Origin of the sequence: uncultured Paracoccus sp. (assembly GCF_947496875.1) — a bacterium.
Taxonomy (GTDB): domain Bacteria; phylum Pseudomonadota; class Alphaproteobacteria; order Rhodobacterales; family Rhodobacteraceae; genus Paracoccus.
Map to the genome: position 1 here is coordinate 1 of NZ_CANMEH010000032.1, position 17,800 is coordinate 17,800.

General features: G+C 67.7%; 15 protein-coding genes and 1 pseudogene. 13 read left to right on the forward strand and 3 right to left on the reverse strand.

Going from position 1 to position 17,800, the window contains the following annotated elements; genetic code table 11:
* The 3 genes and pseudogenes from Q0938_RS17860 to Q0938_RS17870 form a co-directional block, all read left to right on the forward strand.
* On the forward strand, positions 1 to 436 hold a 436-nt coding region (locus Q0938_RS17860), incomplete at its 5' end, for a hypothetical protein (RefSeq protein ID WP_299365251.1).
* Between the two features lie 5 nt (positions 437 to 441).
* Entirely contained in the window at positions 442 to 642 is a 201-nt protein-coding gene (locus Q0938_RS17865; RefSeq protein WP_299365274.1) for a hypothetical protein, read from the forward strand.
* A gap of 314 nt (positions 643 to 956) precedes the next feature.
* A pseudogene (locus tag Q0938_RS17870) lies at positions 957 to 1,127 on the forward strand (DNA methylase); the annotation flags it as partial.
* A gap of 118 nt (positions 1,128 to 1,245) precedes the next feature.
* On the opposite strand, the gene Q0938_RS17875 reads toward Q0938_RS17870, so the two are convergent.
* Positions 1,246 to 2,019, reverse strand: coding sequence for a FadR/GntR family transcriptional regulator (locus Q0938_RS17875; RefSeq protein WP_299365253.1), 774 nt, complete (start codon positions 2,017 to 2,019; stop codon positions 1,246 to 1,248).
* Between the two features lie 367 nt (positions 2,020 to 2,386).
* Between Q0938_RS17875 and Q0938_RS17880 the strand changes: the two genes are divergently transcribed.
* The 8 genes from Q0938_RS17880 (at position 2,387) to Q0938_RS17915 (ending at position 14,207) form a co-directional block, all read left to right on the forward strand.
* Positions 2,387 to 3,559 carry an acetyl-CoA C-acetyltransferase gene (locus Q0938_RS17880; protein WP_299365255.1) on the forward strand — a complete coding sequence of 391 codons (1,173 nt, stop codon included), beginning with the start codon at positions 2,387 to 2,389 and terminating at the stop codon, positions 3,557 to 3,559.
* 99 nt (positions 3,560 to 3,658) lie between these two features.
* Positions 3,659 to 6,313 carry a pyruvate dehydrogenase (acetyl-transferring), homodimeric type gene (gene aceE, locus Q0938_RS17885; RefSeq protein WP_299365257.1) on the forward strand — a complete coding sequence of 885 codons (2,655 nt, stop codon included), beginning with the start codon at positions 3,659 to 3,661 and terminating at the stop codon, positions 6,311 to 6,313.
* 24 nt (positions 6,314 to 6,337) lie between these two features.
* Positions 6,338 to 7,630 carry a dihydrolipoyllysine-residue acetyltransferase gene (aceF, locus tag Q0938_RS17890; RefSeq protein ID WP_299365259.1) on the forward strand — a complete coding sequence of 431 codons (1,293 nt, stop codon included), beginning with the start codon at positions 6,338 to 6,340 and terminating at the stop codon, positions 7,628 to 7,630.
* 13 nt (positions 7,631 to 7,643) lie between these two features.
* Entirely contained in the window at positions 7,644 to 9,401 is a 1,758-nt protein-coding gene (lpdA, locus tag Q0938_RS17895) for a dihydrolipoyl dehydrogenase (RefSeq protein ID WP_299365261.1), read from the forward strand.
* A gap of 187 nt (positions 9,402 to 9,588) precedes the next feature.
* A complete protein-coding gene (locus Q0938_RS17900) occupies positions 9,589 to 11,358 on the forward strand; it encodes an L-lactate permease (RefSeq protein WP_299365263.1) in 1,770 nt (589 codons plus the stop codon).
* Between the two features lie 7 nt (positions 11,359 to 11,365).
* Positions 11,366 to 12,133, forward strand: coding sequence for a (Fe-S)-binding protein (locus tag Q0938_RS17905; protein ID WP_299365265.1), 768 nt, complete (start codon positions 11,366 to 11,368; stop codon positions 12,131 to 12,133).
* A 2-nt stretch (positions 12,134 to 12,135) separates the two neighbouring features.
* Entirely contained in the window at positions 12,136 to 13,560 is a 1,425-nt protein-coding gene (locus tag Q0938_RS17910) for a lactate utilization protein B (protein WP_299365266.1), read from the forward strand.
* The gene (locus Q0938_RS17915; protein WP_299365268.1) at positions 13,557 to 14,207 is read left to right on the forward strand and encodes an LUD domain-containing protein; all 651 of its coding nucleotides are present in this window, start codon (positions 13,557 to 13,559) and stop codon (positions 14,205 to 14,207) included. The genes Q0938_RS17910 and Q0938_RS17915 overlap by 4 nt, the downstream gene beginning before the upstream one ends.
* A gap of 123 nt (positions 14,208 to 14,330) precedes the next feature.
* Here Q0938_RS17915 and Q0938_RS17920 read toward each other — a convergent pair whose 3' ends face one another.
* Both Q0938_RS17920 and Q0938_RS17925 read right to left on the reverse strand, forming a co-directional pair.
* Positions 14,331 to 15,149: an amidohydrolase family protein gene (locus Q0938_RS17920; protein WP_366942782.1), complete on the reverse strand. Its 819-nt coding sequence runs from the start codon at positions 15,147 to 15,149 to the stop codon at positions 14,331 to 14,333.
* A 109-nt stretch (positions 15,150 to 15,258) separates the two neighbouring features.
* A complete protein-coding gene (locus Q0938_RS17925) occupies positions 15,259 to 15,738 on the reverse strand; it encodes a DUF4405 domain-containing protein (RefSeq protein ID WP_299365270.1) in 480 nt (159 codons plus the stop codon).
* Between the two features lie 63 nt (positions 15,739 to 15,801).
* Here Q0938_RS17925 and Q0938_RS17930 point away from each other — a divergent pair, with 63 nt between their 5' ends.
* Together Q0938_RS17930 and Q0938_RS17935 are read left to right on the forward strand one after the other, a co-directional pair.
* On the forward strand, positions 15,802 to 17,202 hold the full coding sequence (locus Q0938_RS17930; protein WP_366942783.1) for a phage tail tape measure C-terminal domain-containing protein: 1,401 nt from the start codon (positions 15,802 to 15,804) through the stop codon (positions 17,200 to 17,202).
* The coding region (locus Q0938_RS17935) for a DUF2460 domain-containing protein (RefSeq protein WP_299365272.1) at positions 17,202 to 17,800 on the forward strand (599 nt) is incomplete at its 3' end. The genes Q0938_RS17930 and Q0938_RS17935, both read left to right, overlap by 1 nt.

A 17,800-nucleotide genomic window follows, 5' to 3' on the forward strand; every position in this document is an offset into this window, starting at 1 on the left:
GACGGAGCGCATCGATTGGCATTGCGCCCTGGAGCGCGTGCTCGATTGCGAATACACGCTGCTGACGGAGGACGGCACGGCCAGTACCGGCCTCGAAATCCGCTTCTGGCCGAGCGAGATGAACGGCATCCTCGTCCTCATCGAGGACCCCCTCGGCCTAGTCGAGCAGGTCGTCATTCTGAACCCGACCGAATGGCTGCCGTTCCTCTCGAGATACCTCGCGCCGCTTATCGCCATCTCCAACCAGAGCGTCATGATCGCGCTGCATGCCAAAATCGGCAACGCATTCATCGCCTGGGCGCGCCATGGCGAAGGCAGTCATGTCGATCGCGAGACCGGCCTCAGCCGGATCGATCTCGACAACGACCGGGATCGTCGCCGGGCCCAACAAGCCCGCGCTGCCATGGAAAGAGAGCGGCAGGAGGGGCGCGGATGAAAACGATGCGCTGGCATCCTCCGGGCTATGATGGCGTGCGCCGCGACCCGGACCGCGTGAAAAGGGACGGTTGGCGCGATCAGGGCTTGCTCGCCATCTCAATTGACGATGAGCGCCTCAACTGGCCAGAACGGGAGCTGGTCCGACAGCTGGGCGAGAAGCTGTATGGGCCGCGACACCGCCAACCCGAGGCGCCCGACCTGTGATCGGATTCCTCGTGGACTCCGGAATCCGGACCGGGTTCCACCTGGGGTCCAAGGCCCGCTCCGGGACTTTCTGGTTCCTTTCCGGGCACTTGCGTATGCTGGCGGGCGAAGCGCGGGACATCGCCAGCGTCAGGGCCGGATTTTTGGGAAGCCAGCCAGAATCCGGATCCACCCGCCTCCCGTACTAACCCCAATGAACGCTGGCCCTCGAGCCGGATACCCCGGATGCCGCTGGACCCTGCGTGGAGTCCAGCGCGGCATCCAGTGTCCGGAGTCCGGCCAGCATCCACCTGAACATCGGAAACCGCCCGCCCATGACGCTGAGCTTCGCCCCCGAGCGGATCGAAACCTGGCCGCTGGCCAAGCTCCAGCCCTACGCGAAGAACGCGAAGGCGCATGGCGCGGACCAGGTTGCCAAGATCGCCGCCAGCATGGCCGAGTTCGGCTGGACGGTGCCGTGCCTCGTCGGTGAAGACGGCGAACTGACCCTTTCGCCCGAACTTGCTGAACCGCGTATGGACGGCATCCTCCGCAAGGGCGTGCCATATCAGAGATCACAGCCGATCGCGCTCGGCGCCGCCATCGAGATCGGCGCCGGGCAACTCAACCCACCGTCTTCGATCGCATGCGCGCGCGCCGTTCGCGACGCTGCACCTCCCTACCGAGGCGCATCGACTGCTCGACGAAGTCCAGGTGCTCGCGGGCGGCTTTCTCGGCGCTGTCGGCGTCGCCGGCCTCGATTGCCGCGATGATCTCCAGATGCTGATCCAGCAGCCTCTTGCCCGTCCCGTCGATGCTGCGCAGAAGGTCGCGGTTGTAGAATATCCCGCGCCGCGTCAGGTCGAAGACCGACGCCATCATGTGGATCAGCGTCGTGTTGTGGCTGGCGTCCACGACCGCGCTGTGGAGGCGGAAATCCGCGTCCTGCTCGGCCTCAGCGTCGCCCGCCGCCCAGGCCGCCTGCAGGTCCTCGCGTATGGCGGCAAGGCGCTCCTTGTCGGCGGCCGTTGCCCGCCCCGCGGCGAGGCGGGCCGCGAAGGCCTCCTGTTCGCGGCGGTACTCGAGATAGTCGTAGAACGCCTCTCCGTGGCGGGCGTAGAGCGCCAGCATGGCCGGCGACATCGCCCTGCCCGTCAGTTCGGCGACATAGGTCCCGTCACCGTGCCGGACCGTGACCAGGTTCCTGCTCTCGAGAACCTCGATCGCCTCGCGCAGCTTGGGCCGCGAGACGCGGAAGACCTCGGCCATCTCCCGCTCCGATGGAAGGCGTGCGCCCCCCTTCAGAACGCCATCCACGATCATCGTCTCGATCTTGTCGACGACCACCTGCACGACTGACTCGTGATTGATCGGCTCGAAAACATCCGCTGCGATCATCGCCTCGCCCCTCCCCGTGCGGGGCGCGAGGCGGTTCGCGTCCGAAAGGCTCCTGTCGTCAGCCTCGTCAACCTCTGCCTCCTGCTCTGGACACCTTGCCGGCCCACGTGGGCCTCAACACTGGTAAACACAATTTCTGCTCTTGGGTAGTGGTAAACTACTTTTACCCCTACGTGGGACAAGCTCCCGCGAGCAGCGAGCGTCGGCGCGTCACGGAGCCCTGCTCCCTCTGCTGCAACGGAGAGCAGCAGAGGGAGCGCGCGAGGCGCAGAGAGCAAGAAAACAGACCAGTAAAAAATGCTTTCCGCGGGACGGTCGTCCGGGCAGGTTGGGAGAAGCCCGCATCTCGTGCAGAAGGATCCCAGGAATGAGCAAGGCCGTGATCGTCTCTGCTGCAAGGACCCCAGTCGGCAGTTTCATGGGATCCTTCGCCAACACGCCCGCGCACGACCTTGGCGCGGCTGTCCTCAAGGCGGTGGTGGAACGCGCCGGCGTGGACCCGGCAGAGGTCAGCGAGACGATACTTGGTCAGGTCCTGACCGCAGGCCAAGGCCAGAACCCGGCACGACAGGCGCATATTCACGCCGGTCTGCCGCAGGAATCGGCAGCCTGGAGCATCAATCAGGTCTGCGGCTCGGGCTTGCGCACGGTGGCCCTCGCAGCCCAGCAGGTTCAACTCGGCGACGCCGGCATCGTCCTGGCGGGCGGACAGGAGTCGATGTCGCTTGCGCCACACGCCACCTACCTGCGCGCCGGCAAGAAGATGGGCGACACGCAGATCGTTGACACGATGATTCGCGACGGGCTGTGGGACGCCTTCCACGGCTACCACATGGGCCAGACCGCCGAGAACGTGGCGCAGCAGTGGCAGGTGAGCCGCGACCAGCAGGACGAGTTTGCCGTCGCCAGCCAGAACAAGGCGGAGGCGGCGCAGAAGGAAGGGCGCTTCCGCGACGAGATCGTCCCGTTCACGGTCAAGACCCGCAAGGGCGAGGTCGTGGTCGAGGAGGACGAGTTCATCCGCCACGGCGCGACGCTGGAGATGATGCAGAAGCTGCGCCCTGCCTTCACCAGCAACGGCACGGTGACGGCGGGCAACGCCTCGGGGCTGAACGACGGCGCCGCAGTGGTGATGGTGATGTCCGAGGACGAGGCAGGCCGTCGCGGCCTGACGCCGCTGGCCCGCATCGCCTCCTATGCGACGGCCGGCCTCGATCCCGCGATCATGGGCACCGGCCCGATTCCCGCCAGCCGCAAGGCGCTGGAAAAGGCCGGCTGGAAGGCCGCGGACCTCGACCTGGTGGAGGCGAACGAGGCCTTCGCCGCCCAGGCCTGCGCGGTCAACCGCGACATGGGCTGGAACCCCGAGGTCGTGAACGTCAACGGCGGCGCCATCGCCATCGGCCACCCGATCGGCGCGTCAGGGGCGCGCATCCTCAACACGCTGCTGCACGAGATGGTGCGGCGGGACGCCCGCAAGGGCCTCGCCACCCTTTGCATCGGGGGCGGCATGGGCGTTGCCATGTGCCTGGAACGCTGAACCGGATCATCCCGCCACCGCCACCGCCGCGCCTGCAGCCCCGAGAAACCCTGACGCCCGCCAGTTGCAGGCAATCCACAAGCCAAGGGAAAGCCAACGATGAGAGACGACATCCCCGACATCGACCCGACCGAGTCCCAGGAATGGCAGGACGCGATTGCCGACGTCATCGAACGGGATGGTCCGAACCGCGCCCATTACCTGCTGGACAAGGCGGTGCAGCAGGCCCGCGCCGCCGGCGCGACCCTGCCGTTCTCGGCCACGACCCCCTATCAGAACACGATCCCGGTCGATGACCAGTACGAGTTCCCGGGCGACCTCGAGATGGAATGGCGCATCCGTACCATCAACCGCTGGAACGCGATGGCGATGGTGGTGCGGCGCAACAAGGAGTCGAGCGAATACGGGGGCCACATCGCCTCGTTCGCATCGTCGGCGGTGATGTATGACGTCGGGCTGAACCATTTCTGGCGCGCCCGCTCGCCGATCCACGGCGGCGACCTCGTGTTCTTCCAGGGCCATGTGGTTCCCGGCATCTACGCGCGATCCTTCATGGAAGGGCGGATCAGCGAGGAGCAGATGCTGAACTTCCGTTCCGAAGTGGGCGGAAACGGGCTGTCCTCCTACCCGCATCCCTGGCTCATGCCGGATTACTGGCAGTTTCCGACCGTCTCGATGGGCCTCGGGCCGCTGATGGCGATCTACCAGGCCCGGTTCATGAAATACATGCACAACCGCGGCCTGATCGACATGGGCGACCGCAAGGTCTGGTGCTTCCTCGGCGACGGCGAGATGGACGAGCCCGAAAGCCGCGGCGCGATCGACCTGGCTGCGCGCGAAAAGCTCGACAACCTGATCTTCGTCATCAACTGCAACCTGCAGCGCCTTGACGGACCAGTGCGCGGCAACGGCAAGATCGTCCAGGAACTCGAGGGCAATTTCCGCGGTGCGGGCTGGAACGTCCTCAAGCTGCTCTGGGGCAAGGGCTGGGACCAACTGCTCGAGAACGACACCACCGGGCGCCTGCGGCAGTTGATGGACGAAACGGTGGACGGCGACTACCAGACCTTCAAGTCGAAGGATGGCGCCTATATCCGCAAGCATTTTTTCGGCAAGTACCCGGAAACGGCGGCACTGGTCGAGGACTGGACCGACGACCAGATCTGGAGCCTGAACCGCGGCGGCCACGACCCTGAGAAGGTTTACACGGCCTTCCGCAGGGCGACCGAAACCACGGATCAGCCGTCCTGCCTTCTGATCAAGACGATCAAGGGCTATGGCATGGGGTCGGCCGGCGAAGGCCAGAACATCACCCACCAGCAGAAGAAGCTGGCCGAGGAGCAGTTGCGCGAATTCCGCGACCGCTTCAAGATCCCGGTTGCCGACGAGGACCTGCCGAAGGCGCCGTTCGTTTCGCTCAACAACGCGCAGAAGGCCTATCTCGCCGACCGCCGGAAGGCCCTCGGCGGCGCTTTCCCGCAGCGCGCATCCAAGTCGCCGAAGCTCGAGATCCCGCCGCTGGAAGCGTTCAAGACGCAACTCGTCGGCACCGGCGAGCGCGAAATCTCCACCACCATGGCCTTCGTGCGGATCCTGACGACGCTGATCCGGGACAAGAACATCGGCCAGAACGTCGTACCGATCGTGCCGGACGAAAGCCGGACCTTCGGCATGGAGGGGCTTTTCCGCTCGATCGGGATCTACAATCCCGCGGGGCAGAAATACACGCCCGAAGACCGCGAGCAGATGTCCTATTACCGGGAAGCCGAGAACGGCCAGGTCCTGCAGGAGGGCATCAACGAGGCCGGCGCCATGGCCGACTGGATCGCGGCGGCCACGTCGTATTCCAACCACGGCGTGCCGATGATCCCGTTCTTCATCTACTACTCGATGTTCGGCTTCCAGCGGATCGGCGATCTCGCCTGGGCGGCCGGCGACAGCCGCGCCCGCGGCTTCATGCTGGGCGGCACGGCCGGCCGCACCACGCTGAACGGCGAGGGGCTGCAGCACGAGGACGGGCATAGCCATATCCTGGCCGGAACCATCCCCAACTGCATCAGCTACGATCCGACCTTCCAGCACGAGGTCGCGGTGATCGTGCACCACGGGCTGAAGCGCATGTTCGAGGATCAGGAGGACGTCTACTTCTACATCACGCTGATGAACGAGAACTACAGCCACCCGGACATGCCACCCGGCGCGGAGGACGGGATCATCCGCGGGCTGTACCGCTTCCGGGAAACCAGGAACCCGGGCGAGAAGCACGTCAACCTCATGGGCTCGGGCACGATCCTCGTGCAGGCGTTGAAAGCGGCAGAGATGCTGCAGGCCGACTTCGGCGTGACCGCGGACATCTGGTCGGCGACCAGCTTCAACGAACTCGCGCGGGACGGGCAGGACGCGGCCCGCTGGAACCGGCTGAACCCCTTCGACGAACCGCGCGTGCCCTTCGTCACGCAGGAGCTTGCGAAGGCGAAGGGTCCGGTGATCGTCGCCACCGACTACATGAAGAACTATGCCGAACAGATCCGCGCCTTTGTTCCGGGGCGCTACACGGTTCTGGGGACCGACGGCTTCGGCCGGTCGGACAGCCGGGTCAACCTGCGGCGCTTCTTCGAGGTCGACGCCAACCACATCGCCGCCGCGGCGATGGTGGATCTTCACCGGGAAGGCGCGATCGACGAGGCCACGCTGCGGGCTGCCCTCGGCAAGTACGAAATCAACGGCGACAAGCCGAATCCCAGGCTGGTGTGATCCGGGGCGCGAGGAGAACAGAAGATGGCAGTAGAAGTTAAGGTTCCGGACATCGGCGATTTCTCGAACGTGCCGGTGATCAGCATCCTGGTGAAGGTCGGCGACACCGTCGCCAAGGAAGACCCGCTCATCGAACTCGAGTCCGACAAGGCCACGATGGAGGTGCCCAGCCCCGTCGCCGGCAAGGTCGCCGCGATCTCGGTCAGCGAGGGCGACAAGGTCTCCGAGGGCTCCACCATCCTTACGGTCGAGGCGGACGGAGTGACGGCCGCGGACGCGCCGGCCATGGATGCGCCGGGGAAGACACCCTCCGCGGCAGCGCCCGCCCCTGCCGCTGCGCCGGCCCCGGCCGCGACCTCGGGCGGCGGCGCTGCCCCGGCAGGCGGCGCGATCACCGACCGCGGCTTCGGCAAGGCCCATGCCTCACCGTCCGTCCGTGCCTTCGCCCGCCAGCTCGGCATCGACCTCGCCCGGGTCAACGGGACGGGGCGCAAGGGCCGCATCCTGCGCGAGGACGTTACCGCCGCCCTGAAGAGCGTCGCGGCGCCCGCCGCCGCAGCGGGCGGCGTCTCGGGGGGAATGGGCATCCCGCCGGTGCCGGTGGTCGACTTCTCGAAGTTCGGGCCGGTGGAAGACGTCGAGATGGCCCGGATCAAGAAGCTGTCCGGCCCTGCCCTGCACCGATCCTGGCTGAACGTTCCTCACGTGACGCACCAGGAGGAAGCCGACATCACCGACATCGACCAGTACCGCAAGGAACTGGACGACGAGGCGAAAAAGGACGGCTACCGGGTGACGCTGCTGTCCTTCGTCATCAAGGCCAGCGTGTCGGCGCTGAAGAAACACTGGGAATTCAACTCGTCCATCCACCCCGATGGCGACAAGCTGATCCGCAAGTCCTACTACAACATCGGCTTTGCCGCCGACACGCCCAACGGGCTTGTGGTGCCGGTCATCAAGGACGCCGACCGCAAGGGCATCGTCGAGATCTCGAAGGAGCTGGGCGAGTTGAGCGGCAAGGCGCGTGCGGGCGAGCTGAAGTCGGCGGACATGCAGGGGGCGACCTTCACGATCTCGTCTCTGGGCGGGATCGGCGGCACGGCCTTTACCCCCATCGTCAACGCGCCGGAGGTGGCGATCCTCGGCTTGACGCGGTCGCGGATGGCGCCGGTCTGGGACGGCCAGCAGTTCGTCCCCCGCAACATGCTGCCGATGTCGCTCAGCTACGACCATCGCGCCATCGACGGGGCCCTTGCCGCACGGTTCGCCGCGACGCTGAAACACCTGCTCGGCGACGTGCGCCGGATCATGCTGTAAGGGGGCCCGGGTCATGGAAGTCAAGGTTCCCGACATCGGCGATTTCAAGGACGTTCCTGTCATCAGCATCCTGGTCGCGGTTGGCGACGAGGTGGCGCAGGAAGCGCCCTTGATCGAGCTCGAGTCCGACAAGGCGACGATGGAGGTGCCCTCGCCCGCAGCCGGCCGGATCGCCTCCATCGCGGTGAAGGAGGGCGACAGGGTCTCGGAGGGCTCGCTGATCCTGACGCTGGAGGGTGCCGGCGCCGTCGAGCCGCGCAGCAAGGACAGCGGCTATGGCGGGCGCGGCGGCCCGGCAGAGGTCTCCGCCCCGTCCCAGCCGGCCCCAGCGGCGACCGGCGCCGTCGCCAAAGGCGACATCCACGCCGAGGTGGCGGTGCTGGGCTCCGGCCCGGGCGGATATACCGCCGCATTCCGAGCGGCCGACCTGGGGAAGGCCGTCGTCCTGATCGAGCGCAACCCGAGCCTCGGCGGTGTCTGCCTGAACGTCGGCTGCATCCCGTCGAAGGCGCTGCTGCACGCAGCAAAGGTCATCACCGAGGCCGAGGAGATGGCGGGCCACGGCATCAGCTTCGCCGAGCCATCGGTGGACGTGGACCGACTTCGCGGCTGGAAGGATTCGGTCGTGAAGCAGCTCACGGGCGGTCTGTCGGGGCTGGCCAAGGCGCGCAAGGTTCAGGTGGTGACCGGCCACGGCCGCTTCGTCGGCCCGAACATGATCGAGGTCGAGCAGGACGGCTCCAGGACAACCGTCAGCTTCGATCAATGCGTCATCGCAGCGGGCTCCGAGCCGGTGACGCTGCCCTTCATCCCCCATGACGACCCACGGGTGGTCGACTCGACCGGCGCGCTTGAACTGGAGGGCATCCCCGAGCGGATGCTTGTGCTGGGCGGGGGCATCATCGGGCTGGAGATGGCCTGCGTCTACGACGCGCTTGGGTCGCGCATCACGGTGGTCGAGTTGATGGACCAGATCATCCCCGGCTGCGACAAGGACATCGTCCGCCCGCTGCACAAGCGCATCGAGGGACGCTACGAAAAGATCCTGCTCAAGACCAAGGTCACCGCCGTCGAGGCGGGCGACGGCGGCCTGACCGTCACCTTCGAGGACGAGAAGGGCGGCACGACAACGGACACGTTCGACAGGATCCTCGTCGCCGTGGGCCGCAAGCCGAACGGCAAGCTCATCGGCGCCGAGGCCGCGGGCGTCGCGGTGGATGATCGCGGCTTCATCGCCGTGGACAGCCAGCAGCGGACGAACGTGCCGCACATCTACGCCATCGGCGACGTGGTGGGTCAGCCGATGCTCGCCCACAAGGCGGTGCACGAGGGCAAGGTCGCGGCCGAGGCTGCGGCGGGGCAGAACCGCCACTTCGATGCCCGCGTGATCCCCTCGGTCGCCTACACCGATCCCGAGGTCGCCTGGGTCGGCGTCACCGAGACAAGCGCCAAGGCCGAGGGGCGCAAGGTCGGCAAGGGCGTGTTCCCCTGGGCTGCCTCGGGACGCTCGCTGTCGCTGGGCCGGTCGGAGGGGATCACCAAGGTCATTTTCGACGAGGCCGATGACCGGGTGATCGGCGCGGCCATCGTCGGGCCGAACGCCGGCGACCTGATCGCCGAGGTGGCGCTGGCCATCGAGATGGGCGCCGACGCGGTCGATCTCGGCCGCACGATTCACCCGCACCCGACCCTCAGCGAAACGGTGAACTTCGCCGCCGAAATGTTTGAGGGAACGATCACCGACCTGGTGCCGCCCAAGAAGCGGCACTGAGGCAGCGGCCGCCGCCTTCGCGCGGCGTGCGGAAAAAGAAGGCCCGCGCGCGGAGGGACGAAGTCAGTCCTGCGCGCGTGCCAACAAGAACAGCCTCCCGCCTCCCCGGCGGAGGCGGCAAGGCCGAACCGCGGGCAGTCGCGGGACAATCAGCGGGGCTGCTGCCCGGCACAAACAAGGAGGCACGATGAGCGGTCTGGTTATCTTCCTGCTGGCCCTGCTGCCAATAGCCACGGTTTTCCTGCTGCTGGTGGTTCTGGAGTGGTCGGCCAAGCTGTCAATGCTCGTCGCGTACCTTGTCACGGCGGCGACTGCCCTGCTGGTCTGGGGCACGGACCTGAGCAAGGTGCTTGGGGCCACCGCCAACGGCGCCATCACGGCGATCAGCCTGCTCTACATCATCTTCGGCGCCATCCTGATGCTCTACACGCTGGAGGAGAGCGGCGGCATCCGGTCGATCCGCAGCGGCTTCACCAGCATCTCGCCCGACCGGCGGGTGCAGGCCATCATCATCGCCTGGCTCTTCGGCTCGCTGATCGAGGGCGCCTCGGGCTTCGGCACGCCGGCGGCGATCGCCGCCCCGCTGCTGGTCGCCATCGGCTTCCCGGCGATGGCCGCCGTCGTCGTGACCATGATCATCCAGAGCACGCCGGTGTCCTTCGGGGCCGTCGGCACGCCCATCCTTGTCGGTGTGAACACCGGCCTCTCGGGGCAGGAGATCGTCGACGCGACCATCGCGCCCCTCCCGTTCTTCGAATACCTGCTGCAGATCGCGGTCAAGGTGGCGATGATCCACGGCCTGGTGGGGTTCCTGATCCCGCTGATCCTCGTGGGGATGCTGACGCGATTCTTCGGCGCGAACCGGTCCTTCCGCGAAGGCTTCCGGGTCTGGAAGTTCGCGCTGTTCGCCGGCCTCGCCTTCACCATCCCCTACAACATCATTGCCAACCTGCTGGGGCCGGAGTTCCCGTCGTTGCTGGGCGGCATCATCGGCCTGCTGATCGTCGTCCCGGCGGCGCGGGCGGGCTTCCTGGTGCCGAAGGAGGTCTTTGACTTCCCGCCGCGCGCGCAATGGAACGATGCCTGGATCGGCAAGCTCGACGACCTGGAGGATCACCACGGCGGGCGACCGCTGATGCCGCTGCTGAAGGCCTGGACGCCCTACGTCATCGTTGTCGTCCTGCTGGTGCTGACGCGGGCCGTCGGGCCGGTGAAGGCCTGGCTGACCTCGCCCGATGTGACGCTCGCCCTCGACAACATGTTCAACTCGGGGATCAATGCGCGCGTGCAGGTCCTGTACCTGCCGGGCACGGTCCTGATCCTCGCCTCGCTCATCACCTTCTTCCTCCACGGGATGAGCGGGCGCGACTATGCCAAGGCCCTTAGGTCGTCGGGATCGACCATGATCGCCGCCGCCCCTGCCCTGCTGCTGGCGGTACCGATGGTGCAGGTGTTCATCAACTCGGCCTCCGAAACCATGGCCAGCATGCCGATCGTGCTTGCCGAGGGCGTCTCGGCCGCGGTGGGCCAGGCCTGGCCGATGTTCGCGCCGCTGATCGGGGCGATGGGCGCCTTCGTGGCGGGGTCGAACACGATCAGCAACATGATGTTCTCGCTGTTCCAGTTCTCGACCGCCGAGCAGATCGGTCTGGGCGCGGCGGGCGCGGGCACCGTGGTGGCGCTGCAGGCCATCGGCGGGGCGGCAGGCAACATGATCTGCGTCCACAACGTGGTCGCCGCCTCCGCGACCGTCGGGCTGGTGGACCGCGAGGGCGAGATCATCCGCATGACGCTGATCCCCACGGGATACTATATCGTCCAGGGGGGCTTCATCGGTCTCGCGCTGCTTTCCGGGGGGTTCAGCATGTGGTGGATCGCGGCACTGATCTGGCCCGCGGCGGTGCTGTTCACCATGTCGCGGAACCGCGGCCGGCACCCGGTTGCGGTCGGAACCTGAGGTCGCCATGCCTGCAAAGCCGAATCCCCGCGTCGGTCTGTTCGTGACCTGTCTGGTGGATGCCATCCGGCCGGGGATCGGCTTTGCCGCCATCCAGTTGCTCGAGGAAGCAGGCTGCCGGGTGGAGGTGCCGCAGGGTCAGACCTGCTGCGGCCAGCCGGCGCTGAACAGCGGCGATGACGAGGACACGGCACGCCTGGCGCGCCAGACGATCGCCGCCTTCGAGGACTGCGACTATGTCGTGCTGCCCTCGGGCTCCTGCGCGGGGACGATGGTGCACGCCTATCCCGACCTGCTGGCGCGCGACCCGAAGTGGGCCGCGCGCGCAGCCGCCTTCGCGGCAAAGACACACGAGATCACCAGTTTTCTTGTGGATGTCATGGACTACCGCCCCCGGGGCCGCCGTCTGGATGCGACGGCCACCTACCACGACAGTTGCGCCGGCCTGCGGGAGTTGAACATCGCCGCCCAGCCCCGCGCGTTGCTGTCGCATGTCGAGGGCCTGGCGATGCGTGGGCTGGAGGGCAATGACGTCTGCTGCGGCTTCGGCGGCACCTTCTGCGTGAAGTATTCCACGATCTCCAATGCCATCGTCACCGAGAAGGCCGAGGCGATCGAGCGTACGGGTGCCGACCTGCTGCTGGCGGGCGATCTGGGTTGCCTGATGAACATGGCGGGCAAGCTGCACCGGCGTGGCGCAAGAACGCGCTGCTTCCACACGATCGAGGTTCTGGCGGGCCGCGCCGACGGCCCGGCGATTGGCGAGGAGGGCTGACCATGTCTGCTGCAGCGCAGCCAGGCTTCAAGGCGCGCGCCGCCGCCGAACTCTCCAACGCGGCGCTCAAGGTGGCCATCGAGCGGACGACGGGCAACGCCGAACGAAAGCGGGCCGCGGCCGTCGCCGCCTTTCCCGAGTTCGACGCCGCACGCGAGCGCGGCCGGGCGATCAAGGACCACGTCATCGCCCATCTCGACCACTACCTCGAAATGTTCGAACGGAATGCCACCGCCGCCGGCGCAAAGGTCCACTGGGCTTCCGACGACGCCGAGGCTCGGGCGATCGTCACACGCATCTGCCTCGACGCGGACGCAAGGCTGGTCACCCGCGCCAAGTCCATGCTGGGCGAGGAGATCGGCCTGCCCCACGCGCTGGCGGATGCCGGAATCGAGCGGGTGGAGACCGACCTCGCCGAGCACATCATCCAGCTCGCGGGCGAGCGGCCCTCGCATATCGTCTGGCCGGCGATGCACCGCACGCGCGAGCAGGTGGCGGACCTGTTCAAGGCGGGTCACCATCCCCCGCCCGCAGCCGACGATCCCGGGACCATGGTGCAGAGCGCACGGCGCGAGTTGCGCGCCAAGTTCCTGGGCGCCGATGTGGGCATCTCCGGCGCGAACTTCCTTGTCGCGGACACGGGGGCGACCTGCACCGTCACCAACGAAGGCAACGCCGAGCTGACCACGACACCGCCGCGCATCCACATCGTCACCGCGGGGATCGAGAAGATCGTCCCCTCGACCGCGCATGCCTTTGCCCTGCTGCGGTTGCTGGTGCGATCGGCGACGGGGGGCGAACTGACGCAGTACACCACCTTCCATTGTGGCCCGAAACGCCCCGGCGACGCCGACGGGCCGGAGGAGATGCACATCGTCCTCGTGGATAACGGCCGCACGCGCATGCTGGGCGACGAGTTCCGCGAGATGCTGCGCTGCATCCGCTGCGGCGCCTGCATGAACCACTGCGTCGTGTACCGCCAGATCGGCGGTCACGCCTACGGCGGCACCTATCCCGGTCCCATGGGCGCGGTCCTGACACCCGTGCTGGACGGACTTGCCGCCTCGCGGGACCTGCCCCATGCCTGCACCATGAACGGCCGCTGCGCCGAGGTCTGCCCGGTGGGCATCCCGATCCCGACGCTGCTGCGGGCCTGGCGCCGGCGGAGTTGGCGCGCGGGCCTGGAGAATGGCGTTCCGCGCCTTGCCATCGGCGTCTGGGCGATGGCGGCGCGGCGGCCGCGGCTCTACCGTCTGGCCAGCAGGGTGGGCGTGCGCGCGCTGCGGCTGTTCGGGCGGCGCGGCTGGATCCGGAGCCTGCCGCTGGCTGGGGGCTGGACCGCCTATCGCGACCTGCCCCGCCCCGCCGGCCGCACCTTCATGGAGCAGTACCGCGCGAACCAGGCCGCCAAGGGTGCGCGCCGATGAACGCCCGTCAACGCATCCTGACGGCCATCCGAGGCAGCACCGGCGCGCAGCGCCCGGTCGCGGTCATCGCCGCCGAGGCTGCGGCCCTGCTCGGACGGCCCGAGGTGGCGCGCCCGGGCCTCGCCGCGCCCGAGCTGCGGGAGGCCTTCGCCCTGAAGGCGGCGGCGGTGGGCACCACGATCGACCACCTGGACCGGATGGCCGAGGTCCCGGCGGCCGTGCGCCGCTACCTCGACGCCCAGGGGCTGCCGGCCGCCGTCGCGCTTCAACCCGCCGCCGCGCTGGCGGGCCTCGACTGGGGCGGCATCGCCACGCATCCCGACATCGCCCCTGACGAGGCGGTGGGCGTCGGCCTCGCGGAATGGGGCATCGCCGAAGGCGGGTCGCTGGTCATCCATTCGGGACCCGACAACCCCGTCCTGCTCGCCTTCCTGACGCTGCACCATGTCCTCGTCCTCCGCGAGGACCGGCTGCTGCCGCATCTGGAGGACTACGCCCTTGCCGTGCAGGATAACCCCCAGCCCCGCAACGCGATCCTCATCACCGGCCCCAGCGGCACGACAGACATCGAGGGCAGCTACGTCCGTGGCGCGCACGGCCCGGGCTTCCTGCATGTCATCATGGTCCGGGACAGCAGCGACCTGTAAGCCCCGTCTGTTTGCTTGAGCAGTGCACGGTCGACATGCGGTCCGCGCACCGTTGTGCCGCCGACCAACGCGATAGGGATCTGGTCCCGCAGACAGGGTGCAGGCCGGGCTCTCCAGCACCTGTTAGGCAGCGTGGACCTTGCGGCCGTCCATCCAGGTCTCGCTGACCCTGATGCCACCGATCGCTTCCGGCTGCACCTCGCGCGGGTCCTGGTCAAGGATCACGAGGTCCGCGAACTTCCCAGCCTCGAGGCTTCCGATCTCGTGCTCCGAATGGAGCTGCCACGCCGCCTCGGAGGTCAGGGCCCGTATCGCGGAGACGACCGAGACGCGCTCGGCCGGGTTGAGCACGAAGCCGGGTTCCTTCCAGGTGCTGCGGGTGACCGCCATCTGGATCATGTTCAGGGGCTCGGGTTCGGTCACCATGAAATCCGAGTGCAAGGTGTAGCCGACACCGGCCTCCTCGACGCTGTGCAGGCGGGCCAGGTGCTGCACCCGTTCGGGACTGAACACCCTGTCACGCATCCACACGCCCCAGAAATGCACATGGCCGATGAGAAAGCTCGCCGAGACCCCGAGGTCCTTCATGCGCGCGATCTGGTCGTCGTGCAGCATCGAGCAGTGCTCGATCCGGGCCCGGACCGCTCGCATGTCGATGCCGGCGTCGCGCACCGCCGCGCAGGCATCGAGCACCATGTCGATGCCCGCATCGCCATTGGCGTGAAGCGCGAGCTGCCAGCCCTTCGAGGCGCGATCAAGCGCGGTCGCCGTCATCTCCGCGGGCGTCATGTAGGGTGACCCGCGGCTGTGGATTTCCTCGACCGGGCCGCTGTCGCGCTGGACCAGGCCGCGCCCGAAGGTCACGATCAGCGTCTGGCCAAGCGGATGCGTATGCCATGCCGTGCGGGCACCCGGGTCGAAGGTGACATGAGCCCCCTGCACCCGATCCGGGGCGGCTGGGACAGCGGGTCCACGCGGACTTTTCCGGTGAACCAGTCAGCCGGTCCTGTGGCGGACGGCCTGCTTGCCGCGCGAAAGATTTCCATCGGAGTTATCCTCTTGCAAGAGTGAGCGGACGGCGCAGCAACCGGGCGCCGTGGTGCCCCAACACGGCACACAGGCCCATGATCGACAGCCAGTGCAGAAAGAACCGCGGTGTGGCTGCGTTGAAGTCCCACATGTCCAGCGTGGGTCGGCTCAGAAGCTTGGCGCCCAGATCCATTGTAAAGGCGCTATGAAGTCCGGCCGCCGAGAGGCACAGCACAGCGACCCAGCCAATTGGCTCCCATAGCCCGCGGGGGAGCAATACGCCGAACCGGCTGCGAGCAACGTTCATCACGATCTGCCAGTTCAGGCCGACGTGCAGGCCGACCAGAACCACACCCCAATAGGCAGACAGTAGGTGCAGATCGCGGGCGGTCATCCCGGCGTCGAATGGCAAGAAACCGAACACGACCCGCAACACCACCACACTAGTGATGAGCAAGCCGATCATCGCCAGCATCAATGCCAGATTGAGCGCGATCGTCACCCTGCCGGGCGGCTCGCGGCCGGTCCTGTCAAGGCGGCCATACCAGCGCCGGTTGAACCCGTTATGCGCAAGGATCAGCAGGAATACCGCGGTGCCGAGGCGATGTCGCTCCTGAAGGACGTCGCGGTCGAGGTCTGGGAGCGGATCAGGATAGGCGCTACCGCGGCGGGCGCGGCCGCCACGGCGATGTTCTTCGACCTGAAGGCCGATGCCGCGTCGGGCATGCAGAGCGCCATCGAGAGCGTCGTCGGTTTCGGCAACACGGCCGCGAACACCTTCGAAGGCGCCTACGAGGCGATCAAGGCGATCTGGGGCCTGCTGCCCGCCGCCATCGGCGATCTGGCGTTCCAGGCGGCCAACAGCCTGGTCGACGGCGTCGAGGCGATGCTGAACGGAGTGGTCTCGCGCATCAATGGCTTCATCGGCGGGATCAACCAGGGGCTGGAAGCGCTCGGTTCCGAGCGGCGCATCTCGCTGGTGCCGGACCTCGACCTTGGCGATATCGAGAACCGCTTCGAGGGCGCGGCCAGTGCTGCCACGACAGCGGCGCAGGCAGCCTTCGACCGGGCCTTCGAGGACAACCCGCTGACCGCGCCCGATCTCGGCCTGACCGAGGCGGCAAACCGAGCGCTTGAGTCCGCAAACCTCTATCGCGGTGCGGCACGCGATCTGGCGGAAGGGGCACGTGCGCCCATCGAAAGCTGGCAGGCGCTGCGCGACGCGGTGCGTGGAACTGACGAGGCGAGCGCGAACGCGCTGACCGAGGCCACCGGCGCGGCGGAGCGGCTGGAGACGGCGCTCGGCGATGCCGGACGCGCCGCAACAGGTGCAGGCGCGGCGGCCGGAGCCGCCGCCGCTACAGCGGAGCCCGCGACCGAGGCCGCCGTCAGCGGCTGGCAGGCGGTCACTGCGGCGCTGTCGGATTACGCCAGCAAGGCGCGCGACATTGGCGGCGACATCGGTCAGAGCCTCGTCCGCGCCTTCCAGGCGGCGGAGAACGCGGTCGGCCAGTTCGTGCGGACCGGCAAGCTGAACTTCCGCGACCTCGTCACCTCGCTGCTGGCCGATCTCGCCCAGCTGGCGGCGCGGCGTTTCATCCTCGGGCCGATCGCGAATGCTCTCTCGGGTGTATTCTCCGGTGCGGACGGCATTTTCGCCAACGTCCTGCATGCGGGCGGGATGGTCGGGGCCGCGGGGCCCTCGCGCATGGTGCCCGCCATGGCCTTCGCCGCTGCCCCCCGGATGCATTCCGGCGGCATGGCCGGGCTTCGGCATGATGAGGTGCCCGCGATCCTGCAACGCGGCGAGCGCGTGCTGTCGCGGCGTGAGGCGCAGAGCTACGGCGCGGACGGTGGCGTCAACGTCACCATCATGGCCCGCGACGCCGAGAGCTTCCGGCAGTCCCGCACACAGGTCGCGGCGGATATCGCCCGCGCCGTGTCGCTCGGGCGGAGAGGCATGTGATGGCGTTTCACGAGGTCCGGTTTCCCGACGATATCAGCCGGGGCGCACGCGGCGGGCCGGAACGGCGCACCCAGATCGTCGAGCTCGCCTCGGGCGACGAGGAGCGCAACGCGAGCTGGGCCAACTCGCGCCGCCGCTACGATGTCGCGTACGGCATCCGCCGTGCCGACGATCTGGCGGCGGTCGTCGCCTTCTTCGAGGCGCGCAACGGTCGCCTTCATGGCTTCCGGTTCAAGGACTGGGGCGACCACAAGTCCTGCCTGCCCTCGGGAATGCCATCGCCCACCGACCAGGCGATCGGCGCAGGCGACGGTGCGACGACCGCCTTCCAGCTGGTGAAGCGCTACGCCTCGGGCGCGCAATCCTGGTCACGCCCCATCGCCAAGCCGGTGGCGGGCACCGTGCGCATCGCGCTCGGCGGGGTCGAGCAGCCCTCCGGCTGGTCGGTCGACACCGCCACAGGCGTCGTCACCTTCAGCGCTGCGCCGGGTGCTGGCGTCGCGATCACCGCGGGCTTCGAGTTCGACGTGCCGGTCCGCTTCGACACCGACGAGCTCGACGTGACGCTCGACCTCGAGCGGCTCGGTTCGATCACCTC

Bases quoted from the DNA above. Each gene is read 5' to 3' on its own strand.
- aceE (WP_299365257.1), top strand. From the start codon at position 3,659: ATGAGAGACGACATCCCCGACATCGACCCGACCGAGTCCCAGGAATGG.
- Q0938_RS17900 (WP_299365263.1), top strand. From the start codon at position 9,589: ATGAGCGGTCTGGTTATCTTCCTGCTGGCCCTGCTGCCAATAGCCACG.
- Q0938_RS17930 (WP_366942783.1), top strand. From the start codon at position 15,802: ATGCGCAAGGATCAGCAGGAATACCGCGGTGCCGAGGCGATGTCGCTC.
- Q0938_RS17905 (WP_299365265.1), top strand. From the start codon at position 11,366: ATGCCTGCAAAGCCGAATCCCCGCGTCGGTCTGTTCGTGACCTGTCTG.
- Q0938_RS17875 (WP_299365253.1), bottom strand. From the start codon at position 2,019: ATGATCGCAGCGGATGTTTTCGAGCCGATCAATCACGAGTCAGTCGTG.
- Q0938_RS17915 (WP_299365268.1), top strand. From the start codon at position 13,557: ATGAACGCCCGTCAACGCATCCTGACGGCCATCCGAGGCAGCACCGGC.
- Q0938_RS17880 (WP_299365255.1), top strand. From the start codon at position 2,387: ATGAGCAAGGCCGTGATCGTCTCTGCTGCAAGGACCCCAGTCGGCAGT.
- aceF (WP_299365259.1), top strand. From the start codon at position 6,338: ATGGCAGTAGAAGTTAAGGTTCCGGACATCGGCGATTTCTCGAACGTG.
- Q0938_RS17910 (WP_299365266.1), top strand. From the start codon at position 12,136: ATGTCTGCTGCAGCGCAGCCAGGCTTCAAGGCGCGCGCCGCCGCCGAA.
- Q0938_RS17865 (WP_299365274.1), top strand. From the start codon at position 442: ATGCGCTGGCATCCTCCGGGCTATGATGGCGTGCGCCGCGACCCGGAC.
- lpdA (WP_299365261.1), top strand. From the start codon at position 7,644: ATGGAAGTCAAGGTTCCCGACATCGGCGATTTCAAGGACGTTCCTGTC.